Here is a 20,155-nt window from a genome sequence, read left to right on the forward strand (position 1 = left end):
CTCTTATATTGTTGAATGGAACTCGAAAATAAAGGTGTGAAGGGCAGTCAGCTCAAAAATATGATCATCAAAAGGCTTTATTTTAATAAAGCGATGTCATGTGCCGGACTGAGCGACTTGTTTGATAAAAGCATTCCGTCAATAGCCAAGGCCATCAATGAACTGATGCATGAAGGCTTCGTGGTTGAGCATGGGTACGCCCCTTCAAGCGGTGGCCGCCGCCCGCTCATGTATTCTGTTAAGGCCAACGCCATGTATATACTGGCCGTAGCGCTCGATCAGCTAACCGCGCGCATCCAGTTGTTCGATTTGCAAAACAGCCCTGTGGCCGATATGCTTACTTTTGAGCTTAAACTGCTCAACAACCCCAATGCGTTAACTATACTTACTAACCAGATTAATAGCTACATCAAAACATCGGGTGTAGCCAAGGGCAAAATTGCGGGCATCGGTATCGGTATGCCTGGCTTTATCAATGTAACCCAGGGCATTAATTATACTTACCTTGATGCCAACGGAAGCCTTACCGCTTACCTTACCGAACATACCGGCATTACCACCTATATCGACAATGATTCGAGCCTGATAGCACTGGCCGAGCAAAAGTTCGGCATTGCCAAGTCGCAAACCGAAGTAATGGTAATTAACCTGGGCTGGGGTATTGGTTTAGGTATGATTGTAAATGGGAAATTATTCCGTGGGCATAACGGTTTTGCCGGTGAGTTAAGCCATATCCCACTATCCGAAGATGGTTCATTGTGCGAGTGCGGTAAACGTGGTTGCCTGGAGGCAGAAGCATCGATGCTGGTAGTAGCCCGTAAAGCCATAGAAGGTATTCAGCAAGGCCGTATAACCAGTTTAAAACACAATACCAACGATCACTCCAAACTTATGGGCGATGCCCTGCTGGATGCCGCCAACAACGGCGATCAGTTTGCTATAGAATTGCTATCAGATGCCGGCTACAAAATAGGCAAAGCCCTGGCTATCCTCATCCATATCATGAACCCGGCTATTATTGTGTTGAGCGGCCGTGGAGCAAAAGTGGCCAAAATATTGATGGCACCTATCCAACAGGCCCTGCACAAATACTGTATCCCGCGTTTATCTGCCGGTACCGAATTGTTAGTTTCTGAATTGGGTTTTGATGCCGAACTTGTTGGCGCCGCAGTGTTGGTAATGGAGAATTTTGATAAAACGGTGAAGGCAAAGGTGGCGAAGGCTGTTGCCTGATGTGCAAATTCCAGATTTCAAATGTGCAGATGTTAAATTTGTACATCTTGAAATACTAAATGTTCTTCGGTTAAGACATTAAGCGTTAGGGGTAGCAGCGGATACAGGCCTGCGCCTAAGGCCATGTGCACGAGCGTATAACCCGGGCCGCAGGCAACGCCCAACGTCTAAATCATCGCTTTTTCATCTGCACACCTGCACATCTGAAATCTGCACATCTACAAGAACACCCTCCCCGAATATTCCATCGCTTCCCGGAATTTGTCCATATTAAGCCCTGTGGGCTCCTTTTGACTTTCGAGATACCCAATTAGGTTTTCGGTTGCGATGTTGCCAGTAAGGTCGTCTGCGGCCATGGGGCAGCCGCCGTAGCCTTTAATGGCAGTGTCAAACCTTTTGCAGCCGCTCTGGTAAGCAGCTTCTATTTTGGGTTGCCAGGTATCGGGCGTACTGTGCAGGTGGATGCCGAATTCGGTTTTGGGGAATGCCAGGCACAGTTCAGGATAAATGCTGCTAATCTGGTCAGCTTCCGAAATGCCGATTGTATCGGCCAGGGCTATGTTATTAATGCCTTCTTTTACCAGTTTCTCCGTCCATTTATGAATAATGCCGGTATTCCATTCATCGCCATACGGATTACCAAAACCCATTGACAGGTAAACAAGTAGTTTTTTATTACTGGCTACTGCTAATTCTTGCATCCGTTGTACATTGTCAAAAGCCTGGGGTAGGGTAGTATTGGTATTGCGCAGCTGAAATGTTTCGGAAATTGAAAACGGGTATCCAAGGTAAGTTATTTCGGGATGCTTCACTGCTTCTTCGGCGCCACGGTAATTGGCAATTATGGCCAATAGTTTCGACTGTGTATTGGTTAAATCTAATTTACTCAACACCTCCGCCGTGTCCTGTAATTGTGGTATTGCTTTAGCCGATACAAAACTCCCGAAATCAATAGTATCAAAGCCCACCTGCAAAAGCAGGTTGATATAAGCGGCCTTTACATCCGTAGGGATAAAATGCACAATGCCCTGCATGGCATCGCGGGGGCACTCGGTTATTTTTATAGTCATGAGTTTTGAGTGGTGAGTTTTGAGTTTAGGGCTCAAACTTCCAAATCAAAGTTCAGAATAATTTATCCTAACCCCAAATCAGCCGTTTTCTTTAAACTCATTACTTAAAACTCACCGCTCAAAACTAATCTACCGTCTCCGGCAAATGCTCATCGTCGGTTAGGCCTTCACGTTCAAACTTGCGGATAATGAGCCTGGTGCCGCCATTGTAGTTAATATAGCTGGATACCCAGTTGATGAATACAATTACCTTGTTACGGCCACCTAAAAGTGATATCAGGTGTACAAACATCCATACCAGCCAGGCAAAAAATCCCTGGAACCTTATCTTGCCTAAATCGGCAACGGCTTTGTTTCGGCCAATAGTGGCTAATGAGCCCTTGTCGAAATATTTAAACGGAGCGGTAGGCTCATGGTTAATGAGCTGTATAATGGTTTTACCCACGTGCGCGCCCATTTGTATAGCTACCTGCGCTACACCGGGGTGGCCTTTAGGCGTTTCGTCGGTTATCATGGCTGCCACATCGCCAATGGCGAAGATGTTTTCGGTACCCACCATGCGGCAAATGCTGTCAACCTTTATCCGGTTACCACGTTCAATATTGCCTTTTTCGATACCTTCGGGTACCACGCCCATAACGCCGGCGCTCCATATCACGTTTTTGGTGCGGATGGTTTTGCCGCCTTCAAATTTTATTTCTTTGCCATCGTAGCTTTCAACCTTTACACCTAACAATACTTCCACGCCCATTTTGGTAAGGAAATCCTTGGCAGCGTTTGACGCCTGGTCAGAGAATGGGCCCAGTACCTTTGGTAAAAAATCTACCAGGTAAACCTTCATATCCTCTTTTTTAAGTTCGGGATAATCTTTGGTCAGCACGTGGTTACGGAGTTCGGCTAATGAGCCCGATAGCTCAACGCCCGTTGGTCCGGCCCCAACCAGCACAAAAGTGAGGAGTGCTTCGCGCTCATCTTTGGATGTTTTAAGCAGGGCTTCTTCTATGTTTTGGAGTACGGAGTATCGTAAGTTTAATGCCTCCGGGATTGACTTCATTGGCATCGAAAACTTTTCGATATCGTGATTGCCAAAAAAGTTGGTGGTTGATCCGGTGGCTATTACCAGGTAATCATAAGCTATTGGGCCAATCGTGGTATCAATAGTGTTATTGGCGGCGTTAACCTTTAATACTTCGGCTATTCTGAAGCGGAAATTTTTTTGACCCGAAAAATTTTTACGCAGGGAGAAGGCGATCGATTCGGATTCGAGGCCTCCCATGGCTACCTGGTACAACAAGGGTTGAAAGGTGTGGTAATTATGCTTATCAAGCATCAGCACGTCAACAGGCTTATCTGCCAGTTTTTTAGCTACCTGCAGGCCGCCAAAGCCTCCACCAACTATTACTACTAAAGGGAATTTTGAACTATCTGATGTGTTCATGTGAGGGGTTATTTGTGTTCCTGTTTTAAAGTGCAAGTTTTGCACTTCTGTCTGTTTTGGCAGACGCGAAGGGGCGTCTGTCTATTTCATAGCCAACAGCACAATACCCATGCCGATGGCAATGTTTGTTATTGTTTTATGATGCAATTATACTTCATTATAAGCAATCTGCAACCCCATCCGTCGGCCATTTTTAGGTTGAGGTTGGGCTAAAAAAAAGGCCCCAAATGTTCTTTGGAGCCTTTTACATAATTTAAGATTATTTTATTTCAGGTCTTTTTTTCCAAAGTCAACTATCACCGGTGTTGCCACGCAGATAGACGAGTATGTACCGAAAATAACCCCGATTAATAATGCGAATGAGAAGCCTTTGATAACATCGCCACCAAAGATGAACAACACAATCAGTACGAAGATTACCGTTAATGCGGTAATAATGGTACGGCTTAAGGTACTGTTGATAGCGCGGTTAATAACATCTTCCGTTTGTTCATCTTTTGATTTATGGTCAAGAAACTCGCGGATCCTGTCAAACACCACCACCGTATCGTTAATGGAGTAACCAATAACTGTCAGGATAGCCGCTATAAACGCCTGGTCGATATCCAGCGAGAACGGTAATATTCCGTTGAACAACGAGAAGAACGATAATACCAGCAAGGCATCATGCGCGGTTGCAACCATCGCACCCAAGCTAAACTGCCATTTACGGAAACGGATAAAGATATACGCCGAGATCACGAGGATGGCGATCAATACCGTGTAAACAGCCGATGTTTTTAATTCTTCGGCTATGGTAGCGCTTACTTTCGATTGACCCTGGATATCGCTATCGCTTATTTTAGTTTCTGGTTTGGTTGCCAGCGCTTCAATCAACGTTTTTCTTACCTGTACATCAATCGCAGGGGTATTTTGCTGGATAAGGTAATTTGTAGTGATGCTGATTTTATCGGCATTTACGGTTTTAACCTCGGTACCGCGGCCTAACAAAGATGGATCTACAACACTGTGTATTTGCTCGGTTGTTATGTTTTTATTAGGGAAGGTAATTATAAAGTTACGGCCACCCTCAAAATCCACACCGTAGCTAAAGCCACGCACACATATTGAAATAATACCAGCAATGATAAACGTACCCGAGAAAATGTAAAACTTGAAACGGTTTTTAACAAACGCGTAGTTAGCATTTTTAAAGGTATGTGAACTCCATGGGTTGCTGAATTTAATATCCCAGCCTTCATCCAACATCCACTCAAATATAACCCTTGAAATTAACAGTGAACAGAACAGTGAAGTGATAATACCGATCATCAATGTAGTTGCAAAACCCTGGATAGGGCCCGAACCGAAGATGAACAGGATTAAACCGGTAAGGAACGTACTGATCTGTGAATCGAGGATAGATGGCAGCGCGTGTTTGAAACCATCGGCTACAGCTATTTTTAATGATTTACCTAAAGCAAGCTCTTCACGTACACGTTCATACACCAATACGTTGGCATCTACCGCTATACCTAAGGTAAGTACGATACCAGCTACACCCGGTACGGTAAGCACTGCGCCTAAGCTGGTTAGTACACCCATCAGGAAAAATATGTTGATGATAACCGCAACCACTGCGACAGTACCTGCACGGTTATAGTACGCAATCATGAAAACAAGTACTACTACCAAACCCAGTACGCATGACAGCAAACTGGCGGCGATAGCTTGTTTACCTAACGACGGACCTACAACATCTTCAGATACGATGTGCGCAGGAGCAGGTAAACGACCAGCTTTTAACACGTTGGCCAAATCCCTTGTATCTTCCTGCGTAAAGCTTCCTTCAATTGATGATACACCACCCGAAATTTCGTTTTGAACGTTAGGGGCCGAGTATACGTTATCATCCAACACAATGGCGATAGCACGCTTAGTAGTTGCAGCAGCAGCCTCGGCAGTAACGGCGCGCCATTTTTGGGCACCTTCCGAGTTCATGATCATCACAACTTCGGGGCTGCCTTTTTGATTAACATCGTTTCTTGCGTCGGTAATCACATCGCCAGAAAGTACCGGGCCGTTTTCGGCGCCGCTTAATTTAATGGCGTATAAAGCAAATGCTTTTTGTTTGGCATCCTTCATGGGTTTTACATCCCAAAGGAATTTCATATTGCGTGGGATAGCCGATTGCGCAAGTTTGCTATGCAGGTAGCTATTAACCTTGGCGGTATCTTTTAACAAAGCATAACCAACAACAGGACCGGTACCTAATTGCTGCTGACCGTTTTGACCTGGATATAGGTTTAACGACATTACGGACAATAATGGATGTTGCGCAGCCAATTGCGATTTGCCTGCTAAAGCGCTTGCCGAAGTGTCTTTTTCAGCACTTTTTTGAACCTTGCTTAATAACGATCCTGCTTTTTTAGCGGTATCTGTTTTAGCAGCCGCCGTTGCAGTTGTTTTGGAAGTATCGGTTTTAGCAGCGGTTTTGTTTTTTGCACCAAACAGGTTATCAACAGCTATAATGGTTTGGTATGCTTCGCTGTTATCAAATGTTTGATAAAACTCCAGCTTTGCCGTTCCTGATAACAGTTTACGAACGCGGTCTGGTTCTTTAACACCAGGCAGCTCAATCAGGATGCGGTTTGAACTTGCCTCTAACTGGATGTTAGGCTGGGTTACACCAAACTGGTTGATACGGGTATTTAAAACCGTGAATGATTGTTTTACGGCGGTATTGGCCAAATCTTTCAGGTAAGATTCAACTTCGCTGTTGGTGGCGTTGAACTTTAAGTGGTCCTGGTTATCTTTTGTTGAAAAGATAGTGGCCAGCTTACCATCCGGATTCAATTTTTCATACTCGCTTACAAACAGCGCGATATAATCTTTCTGGCTGGTTTTAGCGTCAGCCTGCAGTTTATCGGCGTTTGCCAAAGCCTGGTTGAATGTTGCATCGGGGTTGTTGTTCGCAATTTTGCGTACCAGCTCATCAAGCTGAATCTGCATCGTCACGTTCATGCCACCTTTAAGGTCCAAACCTAATGCAAGTTCCCTTTGCAGTACAAAAGCGTAAGTGTGTTTGAATATCGGATATACCGGTTGTGTAGACATTGAGTCCAGGTAAGCCTTCTCTTTTTCAGTACTTCCTTTTGCGTATGCCTTGGCATCACTCTCAACTTTTTGGGCCACCCATGTAAAAGACAGCTGGTAGATACACACAACTGCCAACAGAATGGCGAAAAATTTAATAACCCCTTTACCTTGCATCGAATTTGTAATATGTAATTAATTAGTTTATAAGCTATTTTTTATTAAGACGGCAAATCTAATAAAATTTCGCAAGCAGAAAATTTTAAATTAAAACAAATTGATGACAAAAAATGTTAGCGACGCTCCAGTGTGATAAACGAATAGCTATACTTGTTTTTGTCATCGGGCTCAAAATTTTCCCTTTGTGTTTCTTGCCAGTCTTCTGTGTTTAACTCGGGGAAAAAAGTGTCACCTTCAAATTCCTGGTCAATTATGGTGAGATATATGCGGTTTGTCAGCGGGATGGCCTGCCTGTAAATTTCGGCACCACCTACAATAAATACTTCATCCTCGCCGGCACAAAGCGCCAATGCTGCTTCAATTGATTTTACCACTTCGCAACCCTCAATGCTGATGTCCTGGCGGGTAACCACAATATTGCGCCGCCTTGGCAATGGTTTGCCTACCGAATCAAATGTTTTGCGGCCCATGATAACGGTATGCCCTGTGGTAACATCTTTAAAATGCTTTAAATCATTAGGCAGATACCAAAGTAATTTATTGTCTTTGCCGATCGCACGATTTTTGGCGATAGCTACTATGATAGAAACAGTCATTTATTTTTCTGGGTAATGATTTTTGTTGATAGCCACAATTTTATCTCGTCGAACTTTAACTGTCCGGTACTTGCCGCTATTGTCATATCGTATTTTTCGTCTTCAGATGCCTCGATATCCCAATCAAAACTTAATAACATTAATCTGAGTAGCGTGTAGGCAGTTCTCTTATTGCCATCAATAAAGGGATGGTTAATAATTAAGCTCTCAAAAATAGCGGCAGCTTTATCAATGGGTTCGGGGTACAAGTCAATGCCGTCAAAAGTAGCATATGGCCGGGCGATGGCGGCTTCCAGGCCACCCTGGTCTCTTACACCTTCGCCACCGCCAAAATTTTTAATTAATTGGGAGTGAATATATAAAACTGATTGTATGGAGATCATTTGGCTAAGCGCTCCAATAAACCTTTATCCTCGCTCATGATCTTTTTTAAATTATTATCGAGGGTTGATTGTTCAAACGGATGTGTTTGAAATTGCTTTACAAAATTTAAAACATCGGCCAATGCGGTTTCGGGCATATCATCCAATGCTTTTTGTATTTCTTCTTTTATCTGAACCGCAGTCATAGTCAAATCTACAAATTTTTAATTTTCAAACTATCCAAACAATCGCACACCTCAAAAATTCTCACCAATGACCAATGACCAATGACCAATGACCAATGACCAATGACCAATGACTACACCGCCACAACACCCTTAATATGCGGATGCGGATCATAATTTTCCAACGTAAAATCTTCAAACTTAAAGCCGAAGATATCTTTAACCTCCGGGTTAATCTTCATAGTTGGCAACGGGCGGGGCTCGCGGCTCAATTGCAGGTTAACCTGTTCCAGGTGATTGTTATATAGGTGGGCATCGCCAAGTGTATGGATGAAATCGCCGTAATCCAGATTGCAAACCTGTGCCACCATCATGGTAAGCAGCGCATAGGACGCTATGTTAAAAGGCACACCTAAAAATATATCGGCACTGCGTTGGTACAACTGACACGACAGCTTGCCTTTTAATTCCCCCTTCAGGGGGTTAGGGGGCTCCACATAAAACTGGAACAGGCTATGGCAAGGTGGCAATGCCATTTGGTTTACTTCTGCTACGTTCCAGGCAGAAACAATCATGCGGCGCGAATCGGGGTTGTTTTTAATTTGGTTAACCACCTGGGCTATCTGGTCAATATGGCCACCATCAGGTGTTGGCCAGCTGCGCCATTGCACGCCGTATACAGGGCCAAGGTTACCATCGGCATCGGCCCATTCGTCCCAAATGCGTACGCCATTTTCTTTCAGGTAACGGATATTGCTATCGCCGCTTAAAAACCATATCAACTCATGGATGATTGATTTTAAGTGCAGCTTTTTGGTGGTCACCATGGGGAAACCATCTTTAAGGTTGAAACGCATCTGGTAGCCAAACACACTTACTGTACCGGTACCCGTCCTGTCGTGCTTTTGCGCGCCGGTTTCCAATACATGCTTCATCAAATCGAGATACTGTTTCATTTTTTTAGTTCATTTTTTTAGTTTATTAGTTCACTGGTTCATTAGTTCATTGGTCTTGTCTGTTGGTTTAATATTCGCTGGTATCCCGCTTTTAACACCCCACTTTTTGGAGACGACCATGCAAATTAAACGCTATGCTACCAATGAACTAATGAACCAGTGAACCAATGAACGAGGTACAAAGGAAAATAAATAAGACTAACTATCCTAAATATGTGTAAAAATACAGGTTTGTTAATCATTCCTAATCAATAGGAAGATGATAACTTTACGGCGCGACAATTATGTCCTTTTTAATTTAAGACGAGACAGGGTAGGCTGGGGATTTATCAAAAGTTAATAACTACTCACCACTCACCCCAATCAACCACTCACTAAAAATATGATCCTTTTTCCCAACGCAAAAATTAACATAGGCCTGAATATTACCGAACGCCGCCCGGATGGTTATCACAACCTCGAAACCATTTTTTATCCCGTTAACATTAAAGATGCGCTGGAAGTAGTTGAGAGTGATGAGCTTACTTTTACCTCGTCCGGGCTTGATATTCCTGGCAGGGCCGAGGATAACCTTTGCGTAAAGGGCTACCACATGCTAAAAAAAGACTTTGACATACCGCCCGTAAGCATTCATCTGCATAAAAATATTCCAATAGGAGCCGGGTTGGGCGGAGGATCGGCTGATGCGGCTTTTTTTATCAGGCTGATGAACGAGCAGTTTAACCTTTGCCTTTCGGTAGATGAAATGACCAGCTATGCCCGCCGCCTTGGCGCCGATTGCGCATTTTTTATTGAAAATAAACCCGTATTCGCGTTTGAGCGGGGGGATGAGTTTGAAACAATAAAACTCGATCTATCGGCTTACAAAATTGTACTGGTAATGCCGGATATTCATATTTCTACCTCTGAGGCCTTCAGCGGTATAAAACCAACCCCGGTTAAAGATTCCCTGCTGGACCTTATAACAGAGCCTATAGCCAACTGGAAAAAGTATATCAAAAATGATTTTGAAACTTCCATCTTCAAAAATCATATCGGGATCCGCGGCGTTAAAGCGGCCCTTTATGAGGCCGGTGCAATTTATGCCAGCATGAGTGGGAGCGGGGCATCAGTGTTCGGAATATTTGACCGCCCGACCGATCTGAAGTTTTTAGAATCGGATAACGAAGTGTTTTATCTGTAGCGTTAAGTCAACAGTACTAAGTCGTAAGTCTAAAGTTGAATTTTTTCTTTTTTGGCTTAGAACTTAAGACCTGGGGCTAAAACAGCATAGAAACCGTTTTTATTTGTGGGTAAACAGTACAAATTTACACGCTTCCTTTTATATTTCAAAACTGCCCTTTATTTGTACATAAATGGGTGAAAAATAAGGTAATTAATCCCAACTTTTCAGCAATAAATGCGCTATTTATTGATACAAATGGTGCATTTATTTACACAAAAATAAAAGGAATTTTTTTGCGCAAAAACTCGGGTAAAGCAGCCCGAAAAACCGGGTGCCTCAATCTTTAAAACTACCCGGTTCGCCTCCACTCCATCCTTATGTCTGGGGCTAAATTAAAACAACCAGTAAAATAATTAAAAATGGTTAATCATACAATTCGACATCAAGACATTTTTGTCTTATCTCTTGATTCTAACCTCTTGACTCTATTTTACAGCACTATCCGTTTACCTTCTTTTATCGATCTTTTTGCTGCATCCAATATCTGCATCACTATCATATTATATCTTAACGACGACCGGTCGTTATGCGATTTAATGGGATTTTTAAGCGCGGCCGTAAAGTAGGGTACCGGTGCATCGGCCGGCGCTGGTAAAGCCGGCGCCTTAAAGCTGCGCACGCTGTTGTTAACTTTTACTTCAACGCTGTCTTTATCAAAGGTGTGGATATAGCCTTTGGCGCCAAATATCTCCATGTCTTTAATGCCGTATGGCCAGTTCCATGATGCTTCTATCATGCCGGTGGCGTTAGGGTATTCAACAATAATGGTGGCATCGTCTTCAACCTTGGGGTATACCGATGGCTTGTAATGCCTGGCCACCGCTGTAACCGCTATTGGCCGCTGCCCCTGCATCAGCCAGGTCATCATATTGGCGCCATAGCAGCCAAAATCGTTTAGCGCGCCGGCACCGTTAAGTATGGGATCTGTTAACCAGCTCAAAAAATCTTCGCTGCAGCCAATCTCGCGCGGGCCCTGGTGGCCATCGTGAAACACCATTTTGCGGATGATGCCTACGCTATCTGTTTTAACGGTATTATAAGCGCTTTGTACCGATGGGTACCAGGTAGTTTCATAATTGGTAAGCAGGTTGATGTAATATTTAAGCGCCAGAAATTCCATGCGCCTGGCTTGTTCAAGCGTGGCGGCCAAAGGTTTCTCAACCATTACCGAAATGTGCAGCGGCGCGCAGGTTTCTACCACATCTATGTGTTTGCCAACCGCGTTGTAACCTAAAACTATTGCGGGTTTGCGGGCCAGGCACATGGTTTTTAAATCTTCAAAAAACAAGGAATCGGGTACGCCATACATTTTGCCATACTTGGCCCAAAGGTTTTTATCCGGTTCGGCAATGCCAACAATATTAACGTTGCCGTTGCGGTATTCGTTTAGTATCAGGTGGATATGATCGTGGTTTAGGCCGGCTATGCCTACTTTTGGCCCGGTGGGTGTTTTTTTCACCGGGACGGTGTCCTTTTTTATTAAAGCGGTATCCTTTCCCAGCTTTTTTACTGTATCTGGCGGTAACGCCTCCGGCTTATTGGGCACCATCGGGGTGGTAGGCGCAGGGATGGTTGTTTGCGCCATGGTTATAGCTGCGCAGCTAACAAAGAGCAAGGTAAAAAAGAGTTTAACCCCATGGTTGAACATTGTTTTCATAGTAGTATCGGTAGATAATTGTTCGCAAACTTACTAAAAGCCCCCTCTAAATCTCCCCAATACTATTAAGTTAAGAGTTTTTTCGCGCAAAGACGCAGAGCCGCAAAGTGATTTGCTTATTTTTCCTTAGCGTCCTGGCGTCTTTGCGCGAAACTGAAATTTTAATGTTTTCCTTACCTTAATAGCATTGTACATATCCGCGGATAGGGTGACTTAACTTCACCTTCAATTAAACTCCGAAGGTGAACGTCTGAAATTTAAAATAACGATGGGTTGCCCCCAAGTTTTATTTTGCCCAAATGTTTATAGGCGCTCTCGGTGCATTCGCGGCCGCGGGCTGTGCGCATTAAAAAGCCTTCCTGTATTAAAAATGGCTCGTAAACCTCTTCAATGGTACCTTCATCTTCGCCAACGGCGGTGGCTATGGTTTTTAACCCAACGGGGCCGCCTTTAAATTTATCAATAATGGTGCTCAATATTTTGTTATCCATTTCGTCCAGGCCATGCTCATCAACATTAAGGGCGTTTAGGGCATACTTGGCTATGGCGGTATCAATATTGCCATCACCTTTTATCTGGGCAAAATCGCGGGTGCGGCGTAATAGCGCATTGGCTATACGGGGTGTACCACGGCTGCGGCGGGCAATTTCATAAGCCCCCTCATCGGTAATAGGTGTTTTTAGGATAGATGACGACCGCAGTACAATGGTAGTAAGCAGTTTGGCGTCATAATACTCGAGCCGGGCATTAATACCAAACCGGGCCCTTAAAGGCGCGGTAAGCAGGCCCGAACGGGTAGTGGCCCCTACCAGGGTGAATGGGTTAAGTGATATTTGTACAGACCGGGCGTTGGGGCCGCTCTCCAGCATAATATCTATCTTAAAGTCCTCCATAGCCGAGTATAAATACTCTTCAACCAGTGGACTTAAACGGTGTATCTCGTCAATAAAAAGAATATCGCCTGTTTCCAGGTTGGTAAGCAGGCCCGCAAGATCGCCGGGTTTATCCAGTACGGGGCCCGATGTTATTTTGATGCCTACGCTCATTTCGTTGGCGATGATGTGCGAGAGAGTGGTTTTGCCCAGTCCCGGAGGGCCGTGCAGCAATACGTGGTCAAGCGCCTCGCCTCGCTGGCGGGCCGCCTGTACAAATATTTTTAAGTTGGCTAATATTTTATGCTGACCGGTAAAATCCTCAAACTGCTGCGGACGTAAAACTTTTTCGATATCACGCTCGGTATTGCTGAGGCGTTCCGGTGCCGGATCAAGGTGCTCGTTCATTACCAACGAAATTAGCTTTTTTAATTAGATTTGAGATGTGAGATGTGAGATATGAGACAGATTTTTTACATGTTCAGCTGTGAAATTCTAATATTCGAGATATGACACAGGGGAATGACATGGATTTTCAAATGTTTTACTACACTTAAATTGCCATTGAGGCTGTTATCTCAAATCTAATATCTCACATCTCACATCTCATATCATCCCTCCGGGTATTTCCTGAAAATGCTGTTGAGTTTCATTTTTATTACGCCAAAAATAGCTTCGCCAAATATGCCCGACGACATTTTGGACGTACCGAGGGTACGGTTGATGAATATAATGGGTACCTCTACCAGTTTAAAACCGTGTTTAACGGTAGTGTATTTCATCTCGATCTGGAAGGCGTAGCCCACAAATTTTATCTTATCAAGCTGTATGGTTTCCAGCACTTTCCGGCGGTAACACATGAATCCGGCTGTGGAGTCATGCACATCTATCCCGGTAATAAAACGCACGTATACCGATGCAAAGTAACTCATGAGTACACGGCTCATGGGCCAGTTTACCACGTTTACCCCAGTGCTGTAGCGCGAGCCTATGGCCGCATCGGCACCATCAATACAGGCTTGCCGCAGCTTTAGCAAATCATCCGGATTGTGCGAGAAATCGGCATCCATTTCAAAAATATAATCGTAATGGCGCTCAATGGCCCATTTAAAACCGTGGATATAGGCAGTGCCTAAGCCCTGTTTCCCCGCCCGCTCCACTATAAAAAGCTGCTCGGGGTATACATTCATTAAATTTTTTACAATAACGTTGGTGCCATCCGGCGATCCGTCATCGATGATGAGCAAATGAAAATCATGCGGGAGGGAAAATATTTTGCGGATCATCCGCTCAATGTTCTCCTTCTCGTTATAAGTAGGTATAATTATAATACTATCTGGCACGCGCTATTTCTGATGTTTGATGAAATAAAACACAAAACAACGGATTTTATTATACAATTGGGTTATCGGGATGAATTGGAGTTACTTTATCGTCATGAATATCTAATCCTTTTGCCAGCACTTCATCTACCAGGTACGCTTTTTCCTTTAATCGTGGGCTTACAAAAAGAAATACCACAAAAAAGGCAAGGCAGATACCTGTGAAAAGCCAAAAGAAAGATGCGCCGGTAAAACGGGCAAAATAACCATGGTTTGCAATGCTGTTATTAACAATAGTATTGAAGAATGAGCCTACCGAATAGGTAAAATACCAGATAGCCGTCATGGTGCTCTTCATAGATACCGGCGATTGCGTATACGCATATTCCAGGCCTACTAATGAAACCAATACTTCGCCTGCTGATAATACGGCGTAGGCAAAAATCTGCCACCAAACAGATGGGTGCAGGCCTTTATCAACTTTTTCCTGTAGTAAGGAGATGATTAAAAAGCTGCCTGCTGTAACCAATAAACCAAAGCCTATTTTACGAAGCGGAGTGAGCTTTAAGCCCAGTTTAGTTGCCAGTGGATACAACAAGAAATTGAAAAGCGGTATCATTGCCAACAGGAAAACGGCGTTTACTGTTTGTATTTGAGATGGCAGAATCTTCCATCCGAAAACACCTAAGTTTAAATCGAGGTGGACAGATTGCAGCACCCACTCGGCACTATTCATATCCCACAACGACCAAAAAACCGGGATAAAAGCAAATACAGCCATAATGCGCCAAACAGCTTTAATGCCGTCAACTTTATCATAACCGTATTTGGCTTCGGCTTGTTCCCAGGCTGTTCCCGGTGCTTTTGGGCTTAGCTTACACATTAATGTGTAAAAGCTTACTGATACAAAATTATCTTTGTTAATGCCCTTGGCCGGAAGCTTTACATAGCTTTTGCTGCCCGAGAAAAATATTAAAGTGGCCAATGCCATTAATATACCCGGTACGCCAAATGCCCAGGCGGCGCCAAATTTATCGTAAATTAAAGGGATCAGGAATAAGCTTACCATCGAGCCTGCATTGATGCTGAAGTAAAACCAGCTGTAAATGGTGCTCATGAGGTGTTGGTTGCTGTGGTCAAACTGATCGCCAACGTTGGCCGATACGCACGATTTGATGGCGCCTGCAGAAAATGCTATAATAATTAAGCCGGTTTGGAAGCCGGCCAGGTTGGTATCAAACATTGATAAAAGGAAGTGCCCGATGGTATAAATAAGCGACCCGATGAGGATAACGCGGTATTTGCCAAAAAACCAGTCGGCAAGGATGGCTCCAAGCAGGGGTGTAGCATAAACCAGGGTAGAAAACATGTGGTTGATACTATTGGAGTGGGCATTGGCTTCAACCGAATTTTCATGGCTGAAAAACTGGTGAACTAAAAAAACAGCCAGGATACTCCGCATTCCGTAAAAACTGAAACGCTCTGCAAATTCATTGCCTATAATGAATGGTACTGCCCTTGGAATTTTACCTATCGATCGTGATTGTGCTGCTGTTTTTTCCTGCATTTATTTGTCAACTTAAAGTTTTGCTAAAGTAGTATAAATCTTTTAAATCAAAATTTTATACCGAAAGTGTTACAAGCTATCTGTGGATTGTTTTGATTATTAGTTGGTAACGTGGCTATAATTCTAAAATTAATGTGATGTTGGAACAAGTTTTTTATCACGTAGTGCTTGTTTTTTTGGGTCGACATATTGGGGATCGATAGTATTGCTGGAATTATCAGGCACGTTGCGCATATCCAGCTGTTCAACATACACCCAACGGCCATTCTTTAATTTATACCCATCGTAAGTAAGATCGGGCCCAAAGGTTTCGGGTTTGTTTTTTCCTTTGGCATCAGGCGGGGCAAGGTGGTCAAACACGATGAGGTTTTGCTCTGGTACGTATCTTAACAACATCGAGGTCTGGCGGGCATACTCAAATACTACACGTTTGCGGGTTTTGCCGTTGCCATCAAATACCGGCATGCCAAATACCGGCCCGGCATCATTAAATGAAAGCACATCAATTACTTTCTTGGTCGATTTTACCGTATTGCCCTTCCAGCCTAACAAAATGTAGTAGGTTTTGGCGGCGTAAACAGGTACTATTTTATAATACTGCGCGCCCAGCCATTTGCGGTTATTTACCACGGAATCTTCGGGGTTTTTAAAAAAGGGAGAGTAATCTTCTAAAGGGTACATTTTTAAAAAGCCGCCGGTATTCATTTGTATGGTGCCGTAAAAACGATAGCTGCCATCCTCGTTCATAATAGGCCAGGTAAAAATACGGAAGCGGTTATCGGGCGAATTGATGATACTGATGGTTTTTACAGAATCAAAGTGATACAGGAACGAGTTGGGTACTTTTAACGCGCTAACCATTGTTTTAATAAACTTATAGTTGGCATTTTTCCGCACCAGGTCGGTTTCGTCGTTAATAAATGTTTTACCTAATGTTTTTAAGGTGTCTTCGTAAAGTTTTAACTGTTTAATATGCGCGTTCTCGTCAGAGTGTTGGGCATAGGTATGGATACTCAATAAAAGCGCGGGGAGAAATAGGAGAAGCTTTTTGATCACGGTGTTAGTATGATTTTTGTACTAATATAGCTATATATTGATAAATATGTTGTTACAGGTATCGGACGTTCAATGTGCTATGGCCTGTCATCCTGAGCCCGTCGAAGGATGTGCGAAGAGCCTTTGCCCGCTATGCTTCGACGGGCTACCCGATATTTATCAAACATTGGCTTCGAACGCTGGTCACGACTCACCCCGGCTACGCTGCGCTGGCCGACTCTCTCTCCGGCTTACGCCGCAAAGAGGGTTGAGCACATTTTTGTTTTATTTGTCCCCTCTATGCGCGAAGCGGAGAGAGGGGTGACAAGCGCAGCGATGTCGGGGTGAGTCTTCGCCGCCATGCAATGTGCGTCATTCCTCCTCCATATTTCGCAAATTTTTTTCACCTGCTATTTAAACCTACTAACGTAAATTTTCGATAACCATTGCGCTGGCGCCGCCGCCGCCGTTACAAATTCCGGCTGCACCAAATTTGCCCTGGTTTTGTTGTAATACGTTAATTAAGGTAACAATGATTCGTGCACCCGATGCGCCCAGCGGGTGGCCTAATGAAACTGCACCACCATTTACATTAACTTTTGCGGGGTCGAGCTTTAACAATTGGTTATTGGCGATAGCTACAACAGAAAATGCCTCGTTTATCTCGAAAAAGTCGATTTGATCTGATGACAAACCAGCTTTGTGTAATGCCAACGGAATAGCCTTTGATGGGGCGGTGGTAAACCATTCGGGCGCCTGCTGCGCATCGGCATAGGATACAATACGGGCAAGCGGTTTAATGCCCAGTTCATCGGCTTTTTCACGGCTCATTAATACCAAAGCCGCCGCGCCATCATTTAGGGTTGATGCATTGGCAGCCGTTACCGTGCCATCTTTTTTAAATACGGGTTTTAATGAAGGGATTTTATCAAACTTAACGGCTTTGGGTTCCTCGTCATCGGTAAACAGGGTGACATCGCCTTTTTTATCTTTTAGTTCAACAGGAGTTATTTCATCCTTGAATTTACCCTCGGCCTGGGCTGATTGTGCGCGCTTGTATGACTCAATGGCAAATGCATCCTGATCTTCGCGGCTGATGTTACAATCAACGGCGCAAAGCTCGGCTGCTGAGCCCATGTGGTAATCATTATATACATCCCAAAGGCCATCTTTTACCAGGCCATCAATAATTTGCCCGTTGCCTAAGCGATAGCCGTTGCGGGCTTTATCCAGGTAATAGGGTACGTTGCTCATGCTCTCCATTCCCCCGGCAACCACAACATCGTTTTGGCCAATGGCTATGCTTTGTGCAGCAAGCATAATAGCCTTCATGCCCGAAGCGCAAACTTTATTAACCGTAGTGGCAGGCAAATAGGGTAGGCCGGCAAATATAGCCGCCTGGGTAGCCGGTGCCTGGCCCAAATTGGCCGACATTACATTCCCCATATAAACTTCCTGTATTTGATCTGGCTTTAACCCGGCCTTTTCGACTGCCGATTTGATTACCAGCGCCCCAAGTTGCGTGGCGCCTATAGCGGCTAAGCTGCCACCGAAACTGCCAATAGGCGTACGGGTGGCGGCTACTATTACTACTTCTTTCATGTGTCCCTCATTAAAATTGGTAGGGCAAATTTAGTTATTTTGGGGAGAGTTGAAAGCTATGCATGCATAATAAATGGTTCGTGGCTTATAGATCATAGATCATTGTTGATGGTTCATAGATCATGGTTCATGGCCGAAACTCAGATTTTACGAGATTTTACCATGAACCATGATCTATGAACTAAAAAATTACTCCTTTTTCTTCTTCGCCCCTTTTTTACGTGTAAGCAGTGCCTGCTGCATCAGGTATTCTATTTGCCCGTTGGTGCTTCTGAATTCTTCGGCAGCCCAGGCTTCCAGTTCCTTTAATACATCGGGATTAATGCGTAATACAAATGCCTTTTTCTCAGCCATATCAACCCCCAGTGCCTGCTGCGGCTGCAGCCTGTGCTTGTTTTATTAAAATTAAATTTACCCCTAATAGCACCAGCAATGGCATATCGGGGATGCTTTTCAGCTTATCCAGGTCTACCGATACCTCAAATGGCTTTTTGAAACCCCACATAGCCGTTTTTACACTTAAAATGTCGCCATACTGATCGCTTGTTAAGCTGAATGTGCGGGTAAAAAGCTTTTTGTATGCATATGCGGCTTCAAAACCATTGTTCATGCTCAGTTTTACCTTACGGGATAATATTTCGGGGGTTATAGCCCCCAATTCTATTTCGTTAACATCCTTTATCAATAAAGTGCGGCTAAAAATTGCCTTGCGTTTTATGATCCACGTTTTTTGTGCCGATTCCAGGATCGTAATAGTTTTCCATATGTTGCCGTGGTGTAGCTTGCCATAGCTAAATTGCCCGTCGCTAAGTTCAAACGATGGCCTGAAAAAGCCATTTCTGATGATGATAAGCTGGTTGGTGCGTAACTGGTCAAAACTTCTGAATTGCTCCATATTATTAATGATATAAAGTGCCGGTGTTTACCACGGGGTTAACGCTCCTGTCGCCGCATAGCACAACCAGCAGGTTGCTTACCATGGCCGCTTTCTTTTCTTCGTCAAGCTCTACGATGTTTTTTTCTGACAGCTTGTTCAGCGCCATCTCCACCATGCCTACAGCACCCTCAACAATAAGCCTGCGGGCGGCAATAATGGCCGAAGCCTGTTGTACCTGTAACATCGAGTGTGCAATCTCTGGCGCATAGGCCAGGTGCGATATTCTTGCTTCCAGTACTTCAATACCTGCGCGGTCGAGCCTTTCATTTAATTCTTTTTCAAGTAAAAGGCTTACCTGCTCGGCACCTCCGCGTAAGGTGATGGTAGCTGTTTCGTCCTCCAGGTTATCATAGGGGAACGAGTTGGCAAGGTGCCTTACAGCAGCCTCGCTTTGTATGTTTACATACTGGATATAATTTTCGACAGCGAATACGGCGCTGGCGGTATCCTTTATCTGCCACACAATAACAGCAGCAATTTCAATAGGGTTGCCAATGCTGTCGTTTACTTTTAGTTGCTGCCCGTTAAGGTTAAATGCCCTCAATGAAACTTTTCTTTTTACAGTAAAAGGGTTTACCCAAAAAAAGCCGTCTTTTTTTACTGTGCCCACATATTTACCAAAAAGGGTAAGCACTTTTGATTCGTTGGGGTTTACTATAACCAGGCCGGGTAGTATAAAAACAAAACCCAGTACGCCTAATATAGCGCCTATGGGCTCTTCGCCAATAAATAAGCAAACAGCAGCTACAGCCAATACAACAAGCAGTAAGGCAAAAGCCGCAAAGCCAGAGGGAGGATTGATGGTTTTTTCGGAGTCCATGGTGATTTAGTTTGATTTTAAAA

The 20,155-nt window shown here is 44.1% G+C and carries 18 protein-coding genes; 2 read left to right on the forward strand and 16 right to left on the reverse strand.

Translation table 11 applies throughout. The annotated features are described in order from the left end of the window. Nucleotides 1–15: 15 nt before the first annotated feature. Complete coding sequence (locus AC1RM2_RS26600; RefSeq protein ID WP_492988137.1) at nt 16–1,233, forward strand: ROK family protein; 1,218 nt, start codon at nt 16–18, stop codon at nt 1,231–1,233. A gap of 218 nt (nt 1,234–1,451) precedes the next feature. Here the strand turns inward: AC1RM2_RS26600 and AC1RM2_RS26605 are convergent, their stop codons facing one another. The 7 genes from AC1RM2_RS26605 to AC1RM2_RS26635 form a co-directional block, all read right to left on the reverse strand. Then, nucleotides 1,452–2,303, reverse strand: coding sequence for a hydroxymethylglutaryl-CoA lyase (locus tag AC1RM2_RS26605; RefSeq protein WP_492988138.1), 852 nt, complete (start codon nt 2,301–2,303; stop codon nt 1,452–1,454). A gap of 124 nt (nt 2,304–2,427) precedes the next feature. Continuing rightward, complete coding sequence (locus AC1RM2_RS26610) at nt 2,428–3,741, reverse strand: NAD(P)/FAD-dependent oxidoreductase (RefSeq protein WP_492988140.1); 1,314 nt, start codon at nt 3,739–3,741, stop codon at nt 2,428–2,430. Between the two features lie 264 nt (nt 3,742–4,005). Further along, entirely contained in the window at nt 4,006–6,993 is a 2,988-nt protein-coding gene (secDF, locus tag AC1RM2_RS26615) for a protein translocase subunit SecDF (protein ID WP_492988141.1), read from the reverse strand. 116 nt (nt 6,994–7,109) lie between these two features. Then, on the reverse strand, nt 7,110–7,592 hold the full coding sequence (locus tag AC1RM2_RS26620; protein WP_492988142.1) for a dihydrofolate reductase: 483 nt from the start codon (nt 7,590–7,592) through the stop codon (nt 7,110–7,112). After that, the gene (locus tag AC1RM2_RS26625; protein ID WP_492988143.1) at nt 7,589–7,975 is read right to left on the reverse strand and encodes a type II toxin-antitoxin system death-on-curing family toxin; all 387 of its coding nucleotides are present in this window, start codon (nt 7,973–7,975) and stop codon (nt 7,589–7,591) included. The genes AC1RM2_RS26620 and AC1RM2_RS26625 overlap by 4 nt, the downstream gene beginning before the upstream one ends. Then, on the reverse strand, nt 7,972–8,160 hold the full coding sequence (locus AC1RM2_RS26630) for a hypothetical protein (RefSeq protein ID WP_492988144.1): 189 nt from the start codon (nt 8,158–8,160) through the stop codon (nt 7,972–7,974). Before AC1RM2_RS26630 ends, AC1RM2_RS26625 begins: the two co-directional genes overlap by 4 nt. A 113-nt stretch (nt 8,161–8,273) precedes the next feature. Next, complete coding sequence (locus AC1RM2_RS26635) at nt 8,274–9,095, reverse strand: thymidylate synthase (protein WP_492988145.1); 822 nt, start codon at nt 9,093–9,095, stop codon at nt 8,274–8,276. A gap of 382 nt (nt 9,096–9,477) precedes the next feature. Here AC1RM2_RS26635 and ispE point away from each other — a divergent pair, with 382 nt between their 5' ends. Beyond that, complete coding sequence (gene ispE, locus AC1RM2_RS26640; protein WP_492988146.1) at nt 9,478–10,278, forward strand: 4-(cytidine 5'-diphospho)-2-C-methyl-D-erythritol kinase; 801 nt, start codon at nt 9,478–9,480, stop codon at nt 10,276–10,278. 472 nt (nt 10,279–10,750) lie between these two features. On the opposite strand, the gene AC1RM2_RS26645 is transcribed toward ispE, so the two are convergent. The 9 genes from AC1RM2_RS26645 to AC1RM2_RS26685 form a co-directional block, all read right to left on the reverse strand. Continuing rightward, on the reverse strand, nt 10,751–11,977 hold the full coding sequence (locus AC1RM2_RS26645; RefSeq protein WP_492988147.1) for a Gfo/Idh/MocA family protein: 1,227 nt from the start codon (nt 11,975–11,977) through the stop codon (nt 10,751–10,753). Nucleotides 11,978–12,234: 257 nt separating this feature from the next. Further along, nucleotides 12,235–13,257 (reverse strand): Holliday junction branch migration DNA helicase RuvB, encoded by a 1,023-nt coding sequence (ruvB, locus tag AC1RM2_RS26650; RefSeq protein ID WP_147052417.1) that lies wholly within the window; start codon nt 13,255–13,257, stop codon nt 12,235–12,237. A 203-nt stretch (nt 13,258–13,460) separates the two neighbouring features. Continuing rightward, nucleotides 13,461–14,192: a polyprenol monophosphomannose synthase gene (locus AC1RM2_RS26655; RefSeq protein WP_492988148.1), complete on the reverse strand. Its 732-nt coding sequence runs from the start codon at nt 14,190–14,192 to the stop codon at nt 13,461–13,463. Between the two features lie 49 nt (nt 14,193–14,241). Beyond that, nucleotides 14,242–15,738 carry a POT-type proton-dependent oligopeptide transporter gene (locus tag AC1RM2_RS26660; protein ID WP_492988149.1) on the reverse strand — a complete coding sequence of 499 codons (1,497 nt, stop codon included), beginning with the start codon at nt 15,736–15,738 and terminating at the stop codon, nt 14,242–14,244. A 129-nt stretch (nt 15,739–15,867) separates the two neighbouring features. Then, complete coding sequence (locus AC1RM2_RS26665; protein WP_492988150.1) at nt 15,868–16,794, reverse strand: hypothetical protein; 927 nt, start codon at nt 16,792–16,794, stop codon at nt 15,868–15,870. A gap of 402 nt (nt 16,795–17,196) precedes the next feature. Further along, complete coding sequence (locus AC1RM2_RS26670; RefSeq protein WP_492988151.1) at nt 17,197–18,375, reverse strand: acetyl-CoA C-acyltransferase; 1,179 nt, start codon at nt 18,373–18,375, stop codon at nt 17,197–17,199. Between the two features lie 189 nt (nt 18,376–18,564). Then, nucleotides 18,565–18,729, reverse strand: coding sequence for a type II toxin-antitoxin system antitoxin (locus tag AC1RM2_RS26675; RefSeq protein WP_274208497.1), 165 nt, complete (start codon nt 18,727–18,729; stop codon nt 18,565–18,567). A gap of 1 nt (nt 18,730) precedes the next feature. After that, the gene (locus tag AC1RM2_RS26680) at nt 18,731–19,270 is read right to left on the reverse strand and encodes a hypothetical protein (RefSeq protein WP_492988152.1); all 540 of its coding nucleotides are present in this window, start codon (nt 19,268–19,270) and stop codon (nt 18,731–18,733) included. A 4-nt stretch (nt 19,271–19,274) separates the two neighbouring features. Beyond that, on the reverse strand, nt 19,275–20,132 hold the full coding sequence (locus tag AC1RM2_RS26685; protein ID WP_477389310.1) for an SPFH domain-containing protein: 858 nt from the start codon (nt 20,130–20,132) through the stop codon (nt 19,275–19,277). Nucleotides 20,133–20,155 lie beyond the last annotated feature (23 nt).

The organism is Mucilaginibacter sp. GW822-FHT03E02, assembly GCF_058801545.1.

Coding starts and splice junctions, on each gene's coding strand:
- AC1RM2_RS26600 (WP_492988137.1), top strand. CDS start 16: ATGGAACTCGAAAATAAAGGTGTGAAGGGCAGTCAGCTCAAAAATATG.
- AC1RM2_RS26605 (WP_492988138.1), bottom strand. CDS start 2,303: ATGACTATAAAAATAACCGAGTGCCCCCGCGATGCCATGCAGGGCATT.
- AC1RM2_RS26610 (WP_492988140.1), bottom strand. CDS start 3,741: ATGAACACATCAGATAGTTCAAAATTCCCTTTAGTAGTAATAGTTGGT.
- secDF (WP_492988141.1), bottom strand. CDS start 6,993: ATGCAAGGTAAAGGGGTTATTAAATTTTTCGCCATTCTGTTGGCAGTT.
- AC1RM2_RS26620 (WP_492988142.1), bottom strand. CDS start 7,592: ATGACTGTTTCTATCATAGTAGCTATCGCCAAAAATCGTGCGATCGGC.
- AC1RM2_RS26625 (WP_492988143.1), bottom strand. CDS start 7,975: ATGATCTCCATACAATCAGTTTTATATATTCACTCCCAATTAATTAAA.
- AC1RM2_RS26630 (WP_492988144.1), bottom strand. CDS start 8,160: ATGACTGCGGTTCAGATAAAAGAAGAAATACAAAAAGCATTGGATGAT.
- AC1RM2_RS26635 (WP_492988145.1), bottom strand. CDS start 9,095: ATGAAACAGTATCTCGATTTGATGAAGCATGTATTGGAAACCGGCGCG.
- ispE (WP_492988146.1), top strand. CDS start 9,478: ATGATCCTTTTTCCCAACGCAAAAATTAACATAGGCCTGAATATTACC.
- AC1RM2_RS26645 (WP_492988147.1), bottom strand. CDS start 11,977: ATGAAAACAATGTTCAACCATGGGGTTAAACTCTTTTTTACCTTGCTC.
- ruvB (WP_147052417.1), bottom strand. CDS start 13,257: ATGAACGAGCACCTTGATCCGGCACCGGAACGCCTCAGCAATACCGAG.
- AC1RM2_RS26660 (WP_492988149.1), bottom strand. CDS start 15,738: ATGCAGGAAAAAACAGCAGCACAATCACGATCGATAGGTAAAATTCCA.
- AC1RM2_RS26670 (WP_492988151.1), bottom strand. CDS start 18,375: ATGAAAGAAGTAGTAATAGTAGCCGCCACCCGTACGCCTATTGGCAGT.
- AC1RM2_RS26675 (WP_274208497.1), bottom strand. CDS start 18,729: ATGGCTGAGAAAAAGGCATTTGTATTACGCATTAATCCCGATGTATTA.
- AC1RM2_RS26680 (WP_492988152.1), bottom strand. CDS start 19,270: ATGGAGCAATTCAGAAGTTTTGACCAGTTACGCACCAACCAGCTTATC.
- AC1RM2_RS26685 (WP_477389310.1), bottom strand. CDS start 20,132: ATGGACTCCGAAAAAACCATCAATCCTCCCTCTGGCTTTGCGGCTTTT.